The organism is Ensifer sp. Root1252, from assembly GCF_001425885.1.
Taxonomy (GTDB): domain Bacteria; phylum Pseudomonadota; class Alphaproteobacteria; order Rhizobiales; family Rhizobiaceae; genus Ensifer; species Ensifer canadensis.
Genome location: NZ_LMDT01000006.1, coordinates 88,012 through 100,821, shown reverse-complemented (window position 1 = coordinate 100,821; position 12,810 = coordinate 88,012). Strand labels below are relative to the sequence as shown.

The window sequence follows — 12,810 nt, the reverse complement described above, 5'->3', positions numbered from 1 at the left end:
CGCTTTTGCCGGCTGCAAGCGCTAATGTCAGGATTTTTGAGGTTTTTCTGGGGAAAANATCACAGTGGCACGCCCTAGGGGAGTCGAACCCCTCTTCCCAGAATGAAAATCTGGTGTCCTAACCGATAGACGAAGGGCGCACTTGCTGTGTGGGCGCCTTATAGGCAGCGCCTTTGCAGACTGCAAGCGTGAATCTGAAAATTCGTGTGCTTTTCCCGTGAAAAAGAAACGGAAAAATCTGCACCCGTTCGGCGTGCATGTGCGCATCGCATATTCGAGCGCACGCTGAATTCTCGGCAAGAAACTGCCGATCACCAATAACAAAATCATCTGAAGGGGAGGGTCACAGTGGCACGCCCTAGGGGAGTCGAACCCCTCTTCCCAGAATGAAAATCTGGTGTCCTAACCGATAGACGAAGGGCGCACTTGCTGTGTGGGCNGGGTCACAGTGGCACGCCCTAGGGGAGTCGAACCCCTCTTCCCAGAATGAAAATCTGGTGTCCTAACCGATAGACGAAGGGCGCACTTGCTGTGTGGGCGTCTTATAGTCAGGCGATTTGATTACCGCAAGCGGCAATTTTCATTTTTCTGTAAAAAATGCAAAAGCCGGAAAAGATGGACGGATCCTGCGGATTAGCTCATGGAAACAAGGGCTTGCCTTCAGCCCTTGCCGCGGCGGCAGCGCCAGTTCCAATCGCGCTGGGCGCCGATGTCGATATGAACCGATTCCGTGTGGCAGTAGGTTCCAACGCCACCGCGCCCGGGAATGCTGCGCAGGAAATCTGCCAACTCCCACTTGCTGACGCCCTTCACCTGGATGTCTGCCGCCTCGCAGCGCGTATGGAGGGATTGCTTTGCGCGGTTGACCTTGATCGGGCGCAGGCCCGAAGTCACCATCACTTGGCGGCCGTAATGCGTTTCAACCTGTTTGAGCATCTGCATCAGCTCCGGCTTGAAGCAGCCGGCCTCGACCTTTTCGGTCTGCAGGATAAGGCCGCTTGGTGCCAGACGGGCCAAGCCGGAAAGGGAGGCGACCTGAACCGGTGCGTCCTCTTCGTCCGCCGCGTGGTCTTCATGCGCCACGCTGAACAGCGGGCTCATCTTGACGCCGGGCAGGCCCTGATAGGCGAGCGAGGCCATCTGCGGCTGGCTGGCGTTGCTGGTGGTGATGGTTTTTTTCTCAGCCGGCTGCGCTGCGCGCGCCGTTTCCTGCTGCTGTTTCTCCTTGCGTTTTCCCGCAAACAGGCTCGCAAGCGTCCAGGTCTTCGGTACTTCCTTGGAGCCGCTTTCGCTGGCCTTGGCGTTCGGCGTGGCCGTGGCGGCCTGGGTCGCCACGTCTGTTGCAGCCTGCGCCTGCTCAACAGCTTGTACGGGCTGAAGCACGCGCGATGTCTTGCCGCCGAGGGCGGCTTGCGCGCTCAAGGGCAGCGGTACCGAGGCGGGAAGAGTAGCGCCTTCCGGGGCGGCATAGGCCATCACTGCTGTATCGGACGGGGCGCCGGAAGTCTCATTCGATGCGCCTTGCTGCGGCTGGATGATCGGCTGGGGTTGCGGCTGAGGCTGAGGCTGGATTTGCCCCTGTCCTTGGCTGCCGCTGAAGAGGCTGTTCGTCGTTGCGTTCATGCTCGGCTGGGCAGCGCCTGTGGCCGGGACGGAGCCCGTCGCCTGCGGCTGTGCGCCCGCCATCGCCGCTTGACCGGCCGCGGCCGGAGCCTGGCCATAGATGCTCGATGAGGCCGCACGCAGGCCCGTGCTCTGCATGGTCAGCGGCCCACCCTGTTGCGCGGGGGCCTGACCCGGCGCGAGAGCGCTATTGCCTTGGGCTGCCTGCGGGTTGCTGCCAACCGCCGACACTTGAGCGTCGCGAACGGTCGCGCCGGTCTGGGGCGAATCGGCGACCTGCAGAGCGTCTTGCGCTTCCTCTACCTTCAACGCATTTGCTGCTTCGCTATCAGCGACGGCAGACACGCAGCCGCTCAACGCGAACAGCGAAACGGATATCGCGGCTGCGCGGCTGAAAGTTGCCAGCAGCGCTCCCCTTGTTTCCCGATGTTGCAACGTCCTATCCCCGCTCTCCGTGCATGATCGGCGAGATCGTCGCCTTTCCATGCATTAAGTCTCAGTTCCGAAACATCGCCCAGAACAAACAAACACGAATTTCGCGCGGCGACCAATCGGATCGCCGCGGGAAGGATTAGGCCAAATACAGTTAGGGGCGTCGCCACGAGACATCGCGGATAGAACCCCGTATCAACGTTTCGCGCGGAAAGTTACTGAACGATACGTGATTTGTAAACTGGCGCTAACCTTGAGCCCACATGCGCCAAGCATGCGAAGGCCCGGTGTCGATGCCGGGCCCAGGATCATTCGTCAATTCAACGGATCCGCGACTCGACTGTGCCAAGCCGAAACTCCCGGCTGCAGACGTCAATCATCGGCGGCCAGAATTGCGCGAGGCTTACCAGGCGCCGGTGTTGGCCATGGACGCCCAGGGCTCCTGCGCCGCCAGGTTCTCGCCCTTCTGCAGGATCTCGATCGAAATACCGTCGGGTGAGCGCACAAAGGCCATGTGCCCATCGCGTGGCGGGCGGTTAATGGTTACGCCGTTGTCCATCAGGTGCTGGCAGAAGCCATAAATGTCATCCACCTCATAGGCCAGGTGACCGAAGTTGCGACCGCCTGTATAATCTTCGCTGTCCCAATTGTAGGTGAGTTCGAGGCACGGCGAGAGTTCGCCCTTTGCCCGGTCGAGATCGCCTGGGGCGGCCAGGAAGACAAGCGTGAAGCGGCCCTTCTCGTTCTCGTAGCGACGGATTTCGCTGAGGCCGAAAAGCGTGCAATAGAAGTTCAAGGCCTCGTCCAGATTTTTGACGCGAACCATCGTGTGCAGATAACGCATTGCAATGTCCCTGTTTCGAAGAAGATGGCGTATACTTATCTGCCAGCAAGCCAGAGGCAAGGCTGCGTCCCTACATTGGATCCAGGCCAAAATACGCCGAGGGTCTTGCGCACCAGCGGCGGGACGATGTTATTCTGGTCAATAAGAATCAGTTAACCGTAGTCGGTAGTCGCGCGTAAACGAGGGGCTGGGAGAGAATGGCGGATAGGACATCTTCAAAAGACGTCATGCATGATGACGACTTTGGCAGCGACGCCCTCGACCTCGTCGAAATCACCGGCGTGATCAAATGGTTCGATGTCGCCAAGGGGTTTGGCTTCATCGTGCCTGATAACGGCATGCAGGATGTGCTGGTGCACGTGACCTGCCTGCGGCGCGACGGCTATCAGACGGTGCTCGAAGGGGCCCGCGTCGTGGCTCTCATCCAGAAGCGCGACCGTGGCTACCAGGCCTTCCGCATTCTGTCGATGGATCAGTCGACGGCCATTCATCCCTCGCAACTGCCGCCGATCAGAACCCACGTGCAGGTAACGCCGACGAGCGGCCTCGAACGTGTCTTGGTCAAGTGGTTCAACCGGACCAAGGGCTTCGGCTTCTTGACGCGCGGCGAGGGCACGGAGGATATCTTCGTTCATATGGAAACGTTGCGCCGTTTCGGTCTGACGGAACTGCGCCCCGGCCAAGTGGTTCTCGTGCGCTTCGGCGACGGTGAAAAGGGCTTGATGGCGGCCGAGATCCATCCCGATGGCCCAACACCGACAAGCCGTTCGCACTGATGTCGATGGCTCGAACCTTTTCTGCAAGAAGCGCCGCCACGGCGCTTTTTTTGTCGGCGCTACTGTTTGCAGCCTTTGCGCTAGCGGAAGCGCAATTCACCAGCGACCGGATGCGGCTGGTGACGGCCGACAACAAGATCCATGAGTTCACGGTCGAGCTTGCCATCGATGCCGATCAGCGGGAGCAGGGGCTGATGTTTCGGCGCTCAATGGCACCCGATCACGGAATGTTGTTCGATTTCGGTGATACCCGTCGGGTGATGATGTGGATGAAGAACACCTATCTGGCGCTCGACATGCTGTTCATCGACAAGAGCGGTACTGTGCGGACGATCCATCAGGATGCCGTGCCGTTTTCCGAGGCGATCATCGATTCGCGTGAGCCGGTGGCCTATGTGCTGGAACTCAATGCCGGAACCGTCAAACGGCTCGGCATCAAGCCGGGTGATCGGCTGGAAGGCGCTCGTATCGTCGGTAACTGATGATGCAGGGCACGGTGTCCGACGTGGCCCGGTTAACGGTTTCCAACCAGCTGATTTAAAAGCGCAATTCATTATTCTTGCACTGCAGCGAGCCTTTTCGGCAGACGCGCCCTACATAAGTTGGTAGTCTTTCTATCGGACCAACAGGAGGCATCTGTGATGATCAGGCATGTGCTTGTTGCAATCATTGCTGCGGCCGCCTTCGCGCCCGCGGCATCGGCCGCCGATCTGACCGAAAACCTCGAGCCGGCGCCCCTCGTGGAAGCAGCGCCTACCTTTGTCTGGACCGGCGGTTATGTCGGTCTACAGGGTGGTGGCGGCTGGCTTAATGGCGATTTCAGTACGCCGGGCGGAAGCGCTTCACAGGATTTCAATGGCGGCCTTCTCGGTGCCTTCGCCGGCTTCAACTACCAACAAGGCGATTGGGTCTACGGTATCGAAGGCGATGTCAGCTATAACTGGAACGACAAGACCTTCGATATCTTCGGCGCCTCTCCGGAAGCCGGAACCGATGTATCCGGTTCCGTCCGCGGCCGTCTGGGTTACGTCGTCAACGACAAGGCACTTGTCTATGCGACCAGCGGCTGGGCGATTACGCGCGGCTTTGTCGATGTGCCTGGGGCTTCCAAGGAAAAGGAAACCTTCAATGGCTGGACGATCGGTGCCGGTGTCGACTACGCCTTCACCGACAGCCTGTTCGGTCGGGCCGAATATCGCTACAACGACTATGGCGACAAGGATGTCGGCGGCTACAACGTCGATTTCGACCAGCATCAATTCACCGTCGGCATCGGCGTAAAGTTCTAAAGATTGTGAATGCGAGGAGAGGGCGCCGATGGCACGGAGCCCTCTTTGCTGTCGTCATCGTGCTCTTCACGCTTTGATCGGGGCCGAGACCCCAGCCAATCTTCGGCTAAGGCCCGGCGCGGCTGAGGATTGCATTACGATCGGCTTCGCCTGCAAGATCGATGGTGATGCGCATTTCATCCTTCACCGGTCGCCGTAGAGCGTTCTTGCCCGATGGTGCTGTGGAGAGGCGGCCTGCCTCTTCAAGTATGGCGATACGCTTGCGTGATAGGCCGAGTTCCATGGATAGCAACCGCTCCGTTCGCAGCGATGTTTTCATCGCCAGGTCAAGAACGATCTCCAGAGGCGGGGATGATTCGGCGGCCGGGTTCAGAATCGTCTTTTGCACATGAACCTCGGAAAACTCCTCGATCTGCCCCGCATCCCGGCGCAACCCGTCGAGATCGAAAGAGACCTTCTCGATCCAGGCTTCGTCATTGGTCTGAAGCGCGTTGAGCGTGTGCGGATCGATATCGCGGATGTGGCGGCGTTCGAAGATGGGGCGGTTCCAGGTGCTGTCGCAACTGCAGCAGCGATAGATCAGCCAGGCATCCAGCCGCCGACCATTGGCATTGAGCCGTGTCTTGCCGCTCGGCTCGAATGGACGTGCTGCTCGGCAACGGTTGCAGGCGAGCCAGGGACGCGGCGCGATTTTGGGTTTGATGGTCCACTGGACCAGGTATGTGTGAGACATGTCGTCTGGTTCTTCCGATTGGAAGTCCATCAAGACGACGGTTTGAGCACCCGTTCAGGGGACGCGGTCTGGCAGCGTTGTTGGTGATGGTTCGATCCGCACAAGCAATTGTGCGGCGACAGGTCGGCAATGCCATTCCGGTCTCGAACCGTCACCTCGACGAACGCATTGAGTTGCGATCCGACAGCGACGATCGCTATCGGGCGTACGTGGTGAAACAAGCGAGACCGGGGTTTACAAAGGCAAAGCGGAACTCCAGGAAAAGGCAGCGCAATTTGTTGCGCAACCGTCCTAGCCGAATATTGTTGCTACGGGAAGTAGTAGTATTTGTGATAGTCGCGTTTTTGGATTTGTCGTGGGCGTGTGAGGACGAGTTTCTCTGATTGAGTTTTTCTATGTGCCGTCGGACACCGGATGACCCAGTCGGGAAGGCCGGGCTGTCGTGCCGGCATAGAAATTCTTGTTAAGAGGTACTAGGCGCTCAAAGTTCGAAGAACGCGTTGACTCGTATCCATATATCCAATAGGTTGGATATATGGATAACTTGGAAGCCATCACTGCGCTGGGCGCACTCGCACAGAGCACTCGTCTGGACACGTTCCGGCTGCTCGTCAAACATGAGCCTGACGGGCTGCCCGTTGGCGAGTTGGCGAAGATCGTCGACGTGCCGCAAAACACCATGTCTGCGCATCTCAAAACGCTGACACAGGCTGGCTTGATCTCCGGTGAGCGCCACAGCCGTTCAATCATCTACCGTGCAAAGCTCGATGTGTTCCGCGAACTGACACTGTTCCTGATCAAGGACTGCTGTGGCGGCAATGCGGAGATTTGCACCCCTTTGATTGCCGAACTCATGCCGTGCTGCCCACCCGTGGGAGTGAGCGCATGACTGGCTTTATTTTTCTAAAGTCGGACCAACACCACTAGGGACAACTCCAATGTCTGAACGTGTTTATAACGTGCTCTTCTTGTGCACGGGCAATTCCGCTCGCTCTATTCTTGCCGAGTCCATCCTCAACGCCGAGGGCAAGGGCAGCTTCCGCGCCTACTCCGCGGGCAGCAATCCAAAGGGCGAGGTCAATCCTCACGCCATCAGGGAGCTAGACGCACTCGGTTATCCGTCCACGGGGTTTTCCTCGAAAAGCTGGGACGTCTTCGCTGAGCCAGGCGCACCGCAGATGGACTTCATCTTCACCGTCTGCGACAGCGCAGCAGGCGAAGCGTGCCCTGTGTGGATTGGCCATCCCATGACCGCACATTGGGGTGTCGAAGACCCGGCAGTCGTCGAAGGGACAGAAGTCGAGGTGCAAAAGGCCTTCGCTCAAGCTGCAAGGTTCGTCAAGAACCGCATATCGGCGTTTCTCAGCCTGCCGCATTCCTCCATCGACAAGCTCGCCCTCGAACAGCACCTGCGCCAGATCGGCAGGATGGAAGGCTCCACGCAGCCTCAGGAAAAGGCAAGCTGATGTCGACGTTTGAACGTTACCTTACCGTCTGGGTGTTTCTCTGCATTGTTGTCGGCATCGCGCTTGGTCATCTGATGCCAGGCGTCTTCCTGGTCGTCGGGGCAGCGGAAATCGCCAAGGTGAACATCCCCGTCGCCGTCCTGATATGGTTGATGGTTATCCCCATGCTGCTGAGGATCGACTTCGGATCATTGTCTAAGGTCGGCAGCTACTGGCGCGGGATCGGCGTCACCCTGTTCATCAACTGGGCGGTCAAGCCGTTCTCAATGGCGCTGCTCGGTTGGCTGTTCGTAGGCTACCTGTTTCGTTCGTGGCTGCCCGAAGACCAGATCGACTCCTATATCGCGGGCCTGATCATTCTCGCCGCAGCGCCGTGCACGGCCATGGTCTTCGTCTGGTCGAACCTGACAAAGGGTGAGCCGCATTTCACGCTTTCCCAGGTCGCACTCAACGACGCCATCATGATTGTCGCGTTCGCGCCGATTGTCGGCCTACTCCTCGGACTGTCGGCAATCACGGTCCCTTGGGACACGCTGACGATCTCGGTCGCGCTCTACATCCTGATCCCTGTGGCGATCTCGCAGGTCCTTCGCAAGATGTTGATGGCCGACGGCACGACGAGGGCTCTCGATGGGCTTCTCACCAAGCTGCAGCCTCTGTCGCTCTTGGCGCTTCTGGCAACCTTGGTCCTGCTGTTCGGCTTCCAGGGTGAACAGATTACCGCCCAGCCGACGATTATCGCACTGCTTGCAGTTCCGATCCTGATTCAGGTCTACTTCAATTCCGGCCTGGCATACCTTTTGAACCGGATGACTGGCGAACAGCATTGCGTTGCGGGACCGTCCGCACTGATTGGGGCATCAAACTTCTTCGAACTCGCGGTCGCGGCGGCCATCAGCCTGTTCGGCTTCCAGTCGGGTGCTGCGCTGGCAACCGTCGTTGGGGTCCTCATCGAGGTCCCGGTGATGCTGTCCGTCGTCTGGATCGTGAACCGCTCGAAGGGCTGGTACGAAGCAGGCACTGCCGTCGCCAAGAACACCATCGTCGAAAAAGCCGTTGCCGAAAGGGCATGATCATGGACGTCACTATCTATCACAACCCGGCCTGCGGCACGTCGCGCAACACGCTGGAAATGATCCGCAACGCGGGTATCGAGCCGACTGTCATCGACTACGTGAACACGCCTCCAACACGCGACCGGCTCGCGCAGACGATCACCGATGCGGGGCTTACGGTCCGTGAGGCGATCCGCGAGAAAGGCACGCCCTATGCGGAACTGGGCCTCGATAATCCGGAGCTGACCGATGATCAGTTGCTCGATGCCATGCTGAAGGACCCGATCCTGATCAACCGTCCGTTCGTCATCACGCCGATGGGTACCCGTCTTTCCCGTCCGTCCGAACTCGTCCTCGATATCCTTCCAGACACTCACAAGGGTGCGTTCACGAAGGAGGATGGCGAGCGCGTCCTCGATGAGAAGGGACGGCGCATTGTCTGAAACACTTCCTGCCGCCGCCAGTGAACACTTGTGTATGCTCGATCTCGATGCGCTGCATCCCGCGTTCTCGACACGCAAGCCGCGCATCCTGATCCTGTACGGTTCACTCCGGGAAATCTCCTACAGCCGTCTTCTGGCACACGAAGCTCGCCGCCTGCTGGAGCGCTTCGGCTGCGAGGTACAGGTGTTCGATCCCAAGGGCTTACCACTCCCCGATGAAGCGCCGATCAGCCATCCCAAGGTGAAAGAACTGCGCGACCTTTCCGAGTGGTCCGAGGGCCAGGTCTGGGTCAGCCCGGAGCGACATGGCGCGATGACCGGCATCATGAAGGCCCAGATTGACTGGATCCCGCTTTCCCTCGGCTCCGTTCGACCGACTCAGGGCAAGACGCTGGCGGTCATGGAAGTGTCCGGCGGCAGCCAGTCGTTCAATGCGGTCAACCAGATGCGCATTCTCGGTCGCTGGATGCGGATGATCACGATCCCGAACCAGTCTTCATTTGCCAAGGCCTACCAGGAGTTTGACGGCGATGGCCGGATGAGGCCGTCGTCCTACTACGACCGCGTCGTCGACGTCTGCGAAGAGCTGGTGAAGTTTACGTGGCTTACCCGAGATGCGTCGTCGTACCTCACTGACCGCTACAGTGAGCGGAAAGAGGATGCGGAGAAGCTGGAGAAGCGGGTTCAGCTCAAGGCCATCTGAACAAACGCCTTGTTCGAAGCTCCACCAGGGGATGAAGACCTATCAGGAGGCGGAGCAACACGATCCTGTTCTATTTTGCCTGTCTTCTTGGACCGGCGGGCAAGGTACGTCACCGTAGGAGCAGAACACACAACAGTCACCAGCTTTTGGCCGGAGCATCGTGCCACATCCGATACATTCATAGAAAAACTGGCAAGCGTCGACGGGCATCGTTTCCGTTGCCGTTTGCCCGCAGTGCGGACAGGTAAGGGTCGATTGAAGCTGCACCATCGTTCCTTGCTTTAGTAGACAGGGTGATTCTACTTGGCACGGCACGTGAGCCCAACAACTAAAAACATCATGCCCGGTGCGGGCGGTACGAGCACCCAGATTGACGGTATACTTCTACGCGCACCGTATTTCCACAAATGCCGAAATACTCTTTGACCGGAGGCGGTTTTCGCCATAGCTTATTTCCATGATTATCGAAAAAGCAGCATCGCAGCTCGAAGCGATTGGCAACGTTACCCGCCTTCAGATTTACCGTGCGCTTGTGCGTGCCGGTGAAGATGGCCTGCCGGTCGGGAAGCTGCAGGAGAAGCTGGAAATTCCGGCATCGACCCTTTCACACCACCTCAAGCGGCTCGTCGATACAGGCCTTGTTATCCAGGATCGTCAGGCGACGACACTGATTTGTACCGCGAACTACAAGCACATGAACGCGCTGATTGGCTACCTTGCCGATGAGTGCTGCGCCGACGCAGCTTGCTCAAAGCAGACCGACGAAACCGTAGCCTGAGGGCTTTTTTTCGTACTCTAATTTCGAAACTTCCAGAAATACGAAAGGATATGCAGATGGCTTTAGATAGTAACCTTCCTGTGGCAGTGATTGGTGCTGGTCCTGTTGGCCTCGCAGCTGCCGCGAGACTGGTCGAGGCAGGCATCACACCGCTTATCCTGGAACGGGGGGCTTCCGTCGGCTCAGCACTTGTTGACTGGGGCCATGTCCGCGTGTTCTCACCCTGGAAATACAACATCGACGATGCCGCGCGGCGATTGCTCGATGACCACGGCTGGAGCGCTCCACGAGCAGATGGTGTGCCGACGGGTCGGGAGATCGTTCAAAACTATCTGCTTCCACTATCTGCTATCCCTCAGATCGCTGACAACCTGAAACTCAGTGCTACGGTCAAGGCGATTACGCGTGCGGGGTTTGACAAGGTCTCATCAAATGGTCGTGAGGCTGCGCCCTTCGTGGTCCGCTACAACGATGCAACGGGTGAGCACGACGTCCAGGCACAGGCCGTTATCGACGCATCCGGCACATGGACGCAACCGAACCCGATGGGGATCAACGGGCTGCCTGTTGTTGGTGAAATTGCCTCCGGCAGGCTCTCCTATGGCATTCCAGATGTTGCCGGGACCAGGCGGGCTGACTTCGTTGGCAAGCGAACATTGGTCGTCGGAAGTGGTCACTCCGCAATCAATGTCGCCTTGGCCTTATTGGAACTTCAGGAAAGTGATCCTGCGACTGAAATCTTCTGGGCGCTCCGTCACCATGGTGTAGCTCGCCTTCTTGGCGGCGGTCTCAATGACCAGCTACCCGAGCGCGGTGCCCTCGGGTTGGCTGCGAAGAAGGCCATGGACGAGGGTCGCCTCAAAATGCTGACGTCCTTTGCTGCCAGAAGTGTGAAATCAGAAGGCGAAGGGGTGGTGGTCGAAGCCGTGTCAAATGGAGAGCCTATCACACTGGCGCTCGACCATGTGGTGGTCACGACTGGTTTCCGGCCTGACCTATCGTTTCTTCGAGAACTCCGCATTGATCTCGATCCTGCCGTGGAGGCCCCGCCAGCCCTGGCTCCACTGATCGATCCGAACCTTCATTCCTGCGGTACCGTCCCGCCCCACAGCGTCGATGAATTGGCCCATCCGGAGAAGGATTTCTACATCGTCGGCTCGAAGTCCTATGGCCGCGCTCCAACATTCCTGATGAAGACCGGCTACGAACAGGTTCGTTCCGTGGTCGCCGAGCTTGCAGGGGATCATCTCGCCGCCAGACGGGTCGAACTTGTCCTTCCCGAGACAGGAGTGTGCTCTGTCGACCTCGCAGTGAATGCCACATCATCCGGATGCTGTGGGGGACCTGCGCCCTTAGAAACGGATGCCTGTTGTGTCGCCGACGCGACCGCCAAATCCGAGGGAAAGTCCGGATGTGGTTGCTCGGCGTCGGTCGTTGAAGAAGAGCGAGCGTGATCATGGAAGGACGGAAGCTTCCTACATGGGCGCTGGCGGGCCTCGGCGCATCACAAATTATCGGATACGGCACGCTCTATTATGCCTTCAGCATCCTGGTGCCAGAAATCGCCGAAGACATCGGCAAATCGCAGCAATGGGTCTTCGGAGCCTTTTCGGTGGCTCTGCTCGTTGGCAGCCTTGCCGCACCCCTCTCAGGCTACCTTGCCGACCGGATCGGTGCGGGGCGATTGATGGCGGCAGGATCGCTGTTAGCCTCCGCGACACTCGTCTTGATGGCGGTATCCACCGGGCCAATCACCTTCGCTGTCGCACTGGCGCTGACCGAAATCGTCTCTGTCGCTGTCCTCTATGCCACTGCCTTCACGGCTATCGTTCAGACTGGAGGACACAAAGCCCAGAAGTCGATTGTTCACCTGACACTGATCGCTGGTTTCGCCTCTTCGCTGTTCTGGCCGCTGACATCCTGGCTGCATGGTTTTCTGTCTTGGAGAGAAGTCTACCTGCTCTTTGCCGCGTTGAACCTCCTCGTCTGTCTTCCAGTGCATTTGGCGCTGGCGCGGCTGACGACGACTGCGGTGTTCGCTTCCAGGGGTACCGTCGCGGCCGTTGGCGAACACCGGCCACTTGCGAACGGAACGCTTGTATTCTCCCTCATGCTGCTTGGCTTTGCCATCGAAGGCTATGCGCTGTCGGCGATCCTGGTTCATATGGTTCCGCTCACACAGGCGCTCGGGTTTGGTGCCGCAGGTCTCCTGGTAGCCTCGCTGTTCGGTCCGGCTCAGGTCGCAAGTCGCTTGATCAACCTGCTCTTCGGCCGTGAACTGTCGCAGAAATGGCTGGCTGTTATCGCGACCGGGCTCCTGCCAATCGGTTTGACGATCCTCCTGATGACGACACCGTGGGTGCCCGGAGCGGTAATGTTCGCTATCTGCTTCGGATTAGGCTCCGGTCTGACAAGCATTGTCGGCGGGACATTGCCGCTCGAACTGTTCGGACCAAAGGGATACGGCAGTCGTCTCGGCTGGGCCACGTCGGCCAAACAGATGATGTCGGCGATTGCGCCGCTCGCCATGTCCATGTCGATGGCCGGGATCGGCGTCGTGCCGTCCATCTGGATGACTGTGGCTATTGGCATAGCCGGGGTGGTGGCATTCTTAGCCATCGTTGCAGTCGTGCAGGGTCCTGCCGGACTGCCCCGACCGGCTTAACGC

Annotated in this window: 15 protein-coding genes and 3 tRNA genes; 11 read left to right on the top strand and 7 right to left on the bottom strand. The window is 58.7% G+C overall.

The features are described from left to right. Positions 1–65: 65 nt before the first annotated feature. From ASD02_RS08565 to ASD02_RS08545, 5 genes are all read right to left on the bottom strand, one after another. Positions 66–140, bottom strand: a tRNA-Glu gene (locus tag ASD02_RS08565). Positions 141–349: 209 nt separating this feature from the next. Then, positions 350–424, bottom strand: a tRNA-Glu gene (locus tag ASD02_RS08560). 25 nt (positions 425–449) lie between these two features. After that, positions 450–524: transfer RNA gene (locus ASD02_RS08555), tRNA-Glu, on the bottom strand. Positions 525–660: 136 nt separating this feature from the next. Then, on the bottom strand, positions 661–2,058 hold the full coding sequence (locus tag ASD02_RS08550) for a YcbK family protein (RefSeq protein ID WP_025426883.1): 1,398 nt from the start codon (positions 2,056–2,058) through the stop codon (positions 661–663). 400 nt (positions 2,059–2,458) lie between these two features. Continuing rightward, on the bottom strand, positions 2,459–2,899 hold the full coding sequence (locus ASD02_RS08545; protein ID WP_025426884.1) for a VOC family protein: 441 nt from the start codon (positions 2,897–2,899) through the stop codon (positions 2,459–2,461). A gap of 197 nt (positions 2,900–3,096) precedes the next feature. On the opposite strand from ASD02_RS08545, the gene ASD02_RS08540 reads away from it, so the two are divergent. The 3 genes from ASD02_RS08540 to ASD02_RS08530 all read left to right on the top strand — a co-directional run bounded on the left by ASD02_RS08540 (position 3,097) and on the right by ASD02_RS08530 (position 4,964). Further along, positions 3,097–3,675, top strand: coding sequence for a cold-shock protein (locus ASD02_RS08540; RefSeq protein WP_025426885.1), 579 nt, complete (start codon positions 3,097–3,099; stop codon positions 3,673–3,675). Beyond that, positions 3,675–4,157, top strand: a complete 483-nt coding sequence (locus ASD02_RS08535; protein WP_025426886.1) for a DUF192 domain-containing protein — start codon at positions 3,675–3,677, stop codon at positions 4,155–4,157. Before ASD02_RS08540 ends, ASD02_RS08535 begins: the two co-directional genes overlap by 1 nt. A 159-nt stretch (positions 4,158–4,316) precedes the next feature. Further along, entirely contained in the window at positions 4,317–4,964 is a 648-nt protein-coding gene (locus tag ASD02_RS08530) for an outer membrane protein (RefSeq protein ID WP_025426887.1), read from the top strand. 106 nt (positions 4,965–5,070) lie between these two features. Here ASD02_RS08530 and ASD02_RS08525 read toward each other — a convergent pair whose 3' ends face one another. Then, complete coding sequence (locus ASD02_RS08525; protein WP_057205010.1) at positions 5,071–5,697, bottom strand: DUF1062 domain-containing protein; 627 nt, start codon at positions 5,695–5,697, stop codon at positions 5,071–5,073. Between the two features lie 535 nt (positions 5,698–6,232). On the opposite strand from ASD02_RS08525, the gene ASD02_RS08520 reads away from it, so the two are divergent. From ASD02_RS08520 to arsH, 5 genes are read left to right on the top strand one after another with little or no spacing between them, the layout of a single operon-like run. Continuing rightward, complete coding sequence (locus ASD02_RS08520) at positions 6,233–6,586, top strand: metalloregulator ArsR/SmtB family transcription factor (protein ID WP_025426889.1); 354 nt, start codon at positions 6,233–6,235, stop codon at positions 6,584–6,586. Between the two features lie 49 nt (positions 6,587–6,635). Continuing rightward, the gene (locus ASD02_RS08515; protein ID WP_025426890.1) at positions 6,636–7,163 is read left to right on the top strand and encodes an arsenate reductase ArsC; all 528 of its coding nucleotides are present in this window, start codon (positions 6,636–6,638) and stop codon (positions 7,161–7,163) included. Beyond that, entirely contained in the window at positions 7,163–8,236 is a 1,074-nt protein-coding gene (arsB, locus tag ASD02_RS08510; RefSeq protein ID WP_057205006.1) for an ACR3 family arsenite efflux transporter, read from the top strand. Before ASD02_RS08515 ends, arsB begins: the two co-directional genes overlap by 1 nt. Continuing rightward, the gene (gene arsC, locus ASD02_RS08505) at positions 8,233–8,661 is read left to right on the top strand and encodes an arsenate reductase (glutaredoxin) (protein ID WP_225906175.1); all 429 of its coding nucleotides are present in this window, start codon (positions 8,233–8,235) and stop codon (positions 8,659–8,661) included. The genes arsB and arsC overlap by 4 nt, the downstream gene beginning before the upstream one ends. Further along, on the top strand, positions 8,636–9,364 hold the full coding sequence (gene arsH / locus ASD02_RS08500) for an arsenical resistance protein ArsH (protein ID WP_025426893.1): 729 nt from the start codon (positions 8,636–8,638) through the stop codon (positions 9,362–9,364). The genes arsC and arsH overlap by 26 nt, the downstream gene beginning before the upstream one ends. Before the next feature lie 42 nt (positions 9,365–9,406). Here the strand turns inward: arsH and ASD02_RS39635 are convergent, their stop codons facing one another. Beyond that, positions 9,407–9,631 carry a GDCCVxC domain-containing (seleno)protein gene (locus tag ASD02_RS39635; RefSeq protein WP_239637575.1) on the bottom strand — a complete coding sequence of 75 codons (225 nt, stop codon included), beginning with the start codon at positions 9,629–9,631 and terminating at the stop codon, positions 9,407–9,409. Between the two features lie 190 nt (positions 9,632–9,821). Here ASD02_RS39635 and ASD02_RS08495 point away from each other — a divergent pair, with 190 nt between their 5' ends. Genes ASD02_RS08495 through arsK form a run of 3 tightly spaced genes read left to right on the top strand, consistent with a single transcriptional unit; the run spans position 9,822 to position 12,807 of the window. Next, complete coding sequence (locus ASD02_RS08495) at positions 9,822–10,142, top strand: metalloregulator ArsR/SmtB family transcription factor (protein WP_025426894.1); 321 nt, start codon at positions 9,822–9,824, stop codon at positions 10,140–10,142. A gap of 56 nt (positions 10,143–10,198) precedes the next feature. After that, positions 10,199–11,596 carry an FAD-dependent oxidoreductase gene (locus ASD02_RS08490; protein WP_025426895.1) on the top strand — a complete coding sequence of 466 codons (1,398 nt, stop codon included), beginning with the start codon at positions 10,199–10,201 and terminating at the stop codon, positions 11,594–11,596. 2 nt (positions 11,597–11,598) lie between these two features. Further along, positions 11,599–12,807 (top strand): arsenite efflux MFS transporter ArsK, encoded by a 1,209-nt coding sequence (arsK, locus tag ASD02_RS08485; RefSeq protein WP_025426896.1) that lies wholly within the window; start codon positions 11,599–11,601, stop codon positions 12,805–12,807. The last annotated feature ends 3 nt before the right edge of the window (positions 12,808–12,810 follow it).

Excerpts from the sequence above, each read along its gene's own strand:
- ASD02_RS08545 (WP_025426884.1), bottom strand. The coding sequence starts at position 2,899 with ATGCGTTATCTGCACACGATGGTTCGCGTCAAAAATCTGGACGAGGCC.
- ASD02_RS08540 (WP_025426885.1), top strand. The coding sequence starts at position 3,097 with ATGGCGGATAGGACATCTTCAAAAGACGTCATGCATGATGACGACTTT.
- ASD02_RS08535 (WP_025426886.1), top strand. The coding sequence starts at position 3,675 with ATGTCGATGGCTCGAACCTTTTCTGCAAGAAGCGCCGCCACGGCGCTT.
- ASD02_RS08530 (WP_025426887.1), top strand. The coding sequence starts at position 4,317 with ATGATCAGGCATGTGCTTGTTGCAATCATTGCTGCGGCCGCCTTCGCG.
- ASD02_RS08525 (WP_057205010.1), bottom strand. The coding sequence starts at position 5,697 with ATGTCTCACACATACCTGGTCCAGTGGACCATCAAACCCAAAATCGCG.
- ASD02_RS08520 (WP_025426889.1), top strand. The coding sequence starts at position 6,233 with ATGGATAACTTGGAAGCCATCACTGCGCTGGGCGCACTCGCACAGAGC.
- ASD02_RS08515 (WP_025426890.1), top strand. The coding sequence starts at position 6,636 with ATGTCTGAACGTGTTTATAACGTGCTCTTCTTGTGCACGGGCAATTCC.
- arsB (WP_057205006.1), top strand. The coding sequence starts at position 7,163 with ATGTCGACGTTTGAACGTTACCTTACCGTCTGGGTGTTTCTCTGCATT.
- arsC (WP_225906175.1), top strand. The coding sequence starts at position 8,233 with ATGATCATGGACGTCACTATCTATCACAACCCGGCCTGCGGCACGTCG.
- arsH (WP_025426893.1), top strand. The coding sequence starts at position 8,636 with ATGAGAAGGGACGGCGCATTGTCTGAAACACTTCCTGCCGCCGCCAGT.
- ASD02_RS08495 (WP_025426894.1), top strand. The coding sequence starts at position 9,822 with ATGATTATCGAAAAAGCAGCATCGCAGCTCGAAGCGATTGGCAACGTT.
- ASD02_RS08490 (WP_025426895.1), top strand. The coding sequence starts at position 10,199 with ATGGCTTTAGATAGTAACCTTCCTGTGGCAGTGATTGGTGCTGGTCCT.
- arsK (WP_025426896.1), top strand. The coding sequence starts at position 11,599 with ATGGAAGGACGGAAGCTTCCTACATGGGCGCTGGCGGGCCTCGGCGCA.